We start from the raw sequence: 2,751 nt of genomic DNA on the forward strand, positions 1-2,751 counted from the left end.
TCTCTACTGCATGGGGTGGATATTATGCATTAGACAACGACATCCGTCAAGCTATCAATAATAACACTTTAATCTGGTCTCAGTTTTCATATGTAAACGATATGTTTGACCCGGAAGAAAACCCCAACGGTAAATACCCAAGTATGGCCGTTGCAAGTGCTTTTGGTGAGCGTTCTGATTTCTGGATGGTTCCCTCTTTCAGAATGTATGTACGCAATATGGTCTTTGGTTATGATCTACCCAAAGAATTGCTTCAGAAAGCAAAAATTGAGAGATTACAACTTAATCTGACTGGTAACAATCTATGGGATTTTTATAATCCATATCCGGATAAATACAGAAATATGTATGACGGCGGGAGAACTGATTATCCCACATTGAGGACATGGACATTGGGTGTAAACCTGACATTCTGATAAATCTGATTACAATTGAAAAAATAAAAACATGAAAAGAATATTATTTAAAATATTTATTGGAGCTTTCGCACTTATCTATTTGTTATCGTGCAGCGACCAATTTCTGGAGGAAAAAAGAGATTATAACAACCTCACGACGATTGATGTGTTTAGCGACCCTGAACAGGCCAAGGCTGTATTTGCCACCATCTACAAACAAATATTGGAACGTTATAACTCTCCTTTCGCGGGATCCGATCCATTGATGAGACAAGATCAAAACACGGGCGGAAAGCAGCATATCTACACGGAAGAGTTATCTGACGGCGGTTTCAGAGACGGCCGTTACAACGGATCTAACGGAAAGAATACCAAAGCAGGGAATCATATTGCCAACCCACCCTACTGGAACGATCCAAGAAGTTCCTCAAGTAACTACAATAATTTTAACAGATATACCCTTTTCCCGACAGTTTATCTAATTAATAGTTACATTACCGAAATAGATCGTTCCCGGGACTTATATGAAAATGACATCTTTTGGGATCAACTAAAAGGACAGGCTATCTTTGCCCGTGCATGGCTTTATTTCGATGCAATTCGCTTGTGGGGAGGCGTCCCGTACTATGCAACCGAAACAGACCAACCACAACCGGGTGACAGATCGTTACGTATGCCGATACAGGAATGCATTGATAAAATATGCGTAGATTTCGAAGCAGCATCAAAATTGCTTCCTGCAGTTTGGGATGCCGACAACGACGGACGTTTCACATCGGTCGCCGCGTTAGCCATGATCAGCAGGGCCCGTGTGTACGCTGCCAGTCCGGTCTTTAACGCAAGCTGGGATAATCCGGCCAGCGCCAGGTGGCAGGCAGCACTCGATGCCAGCCTTGTTGCGGAAGCAGCGGCAACAGCAGCAGGCTATGGAACAAGCGTAAGCGATATCGATTCTTGGGACAAAGCATTCTATGCATACAACGGAATGCACAACCCCGAAGCGATTATAAAAATACCCAAGAGCGATAACGTGATTCATGGAGCTTTCAATAAATGGGAAGGATATATTCGTCCCGGTGCCGTAATATCAGGTACAGGAGCCGGAATGCCTGCTCCTGATGAGGTTCTGTTGAAGTTTCCCATGAAAAATGGAAAGGCCCCGCTGGCTGAAAACGGATATGACGATGAGAAATTTTACAAAAACAGAGATCCCCGCTTCTACCGTACTTTTGCTTTTTCAGGATGTGAGTGGCCGGGAACAAATACTCAAATTTGGCTTTATACCTATAAATACAGCACTTCTGCAAGCCAAATGTTCCGTTACACAGACGGTAGCAGGGGTGACGGTGGAGCTCAGAAAAAAAGCAGGGCCATCGTATGGAAAATGTCTGACCCCAATGTCCCAGTAGGCAGTGAATCTGTTAGTGGTACTGATATTCTGGAATACCGTTATGCCGAAATATTGCTAAATGTAGCCGAATGCTATGCAGCCAAAGGAGAGGTGAGCAGTGCTGTGAGCTATCTAAGCAAAATCAGAAGCCGAGTGGGTATAGACGCTGCCAATAATTACGGTCTGAATGATGTGACAGATAAGTATTCTGCAATTCGGTCCGTACTGAATGAGCGTGCTGTGGAATTAGCCTACGAAGGAAAACGTTCGTGGGATATGAGACGCTGGCTGCTTTATGAAGGAGGTGCCGGTTTTGACCCGAGACTTGCCGACTTTAATGATGCAACGGGTTCCTATACTCCCGATCTTGCATGGGGAAAAGGATGGAAAATCTATGATGGTAAAGATGGAAGAGCGAATTACACCAAGGAAGATAACGTTCTTACGAAACTTGGTATTCCTAGGTTTTCAGGTACAAAACACTCCAGCAAACTTTGGGCATATGACATTGACAATGTGCATCCCGTTGATGAATGGAACACAAACGAATCAGTAATAGATCATCCGTTGAAAACAAACGAACTGTTACTTGCTGTTCCCGCTATCAAAAGAGGGATGAGCGAAACTCAAAGAAACGCTGCTTTTGAGAAATTGGATGCTCTTTATGAAGGTGTTGGCATGGAAACAATTGATCCCATACAGGATAACCGGATGGGTCATAAATATGCCATGGATAGTGGCACAAAAAATACAGAACAAAACTTCCTGTTTGCATGGCGTGGTTGGTACTATGTTTACCCGATTCATTATGACATGTATACCATTGGGAAGGGGAACGACTGGATTGAGCAGACAGCAGGATGGATGATTGCCAATGCAAATCCAACAGGCACCGGACCGGAGGAACAGGATGGTACTTACATTTATTGTACCGCGGAATAATAAGCTGCATTTTATCGTTAA

Annotated in this window: 1 protein-coding gene and 1 pseudogene; both read left to right on the forward strand. The window is 43.6% G+C overall.

Annotation, left to right across the window (positions count from 1 at the left end; genetic code table 11):
* Positions 1–416: pseudogene (locus tag B3Z75_RS07925) on the forward strand (TonB-dependent receptor); the annotation flags it as partial.
* Between the two features lie 31 nt (positions 417–447).
* The gene (locus tag B3Z75_RS07930; RefSeq protein ID WP_294069708.1) at positions 448–2,730 is read left to right on the forward strand and encodes a RagB/SusD family nutrient uptake outer membrane protein; all 2,283 of its coding nucleotides are present in this window, start codon (positions 448–450) and stop codon (positions 2,728–2,730) included.
* The last annotated feature ends 21 nt before the right edge of the window (positions 2,731–2,751 follow it).

The organism is Proteiniphilum sp. UBA1028, assembly GCF_002316955.1.
GTDB lineage: Bacteria > Bacteroidota > Bacteroidia > Bacteroidales > Dysgonomonadaceae > Proteiniphilum.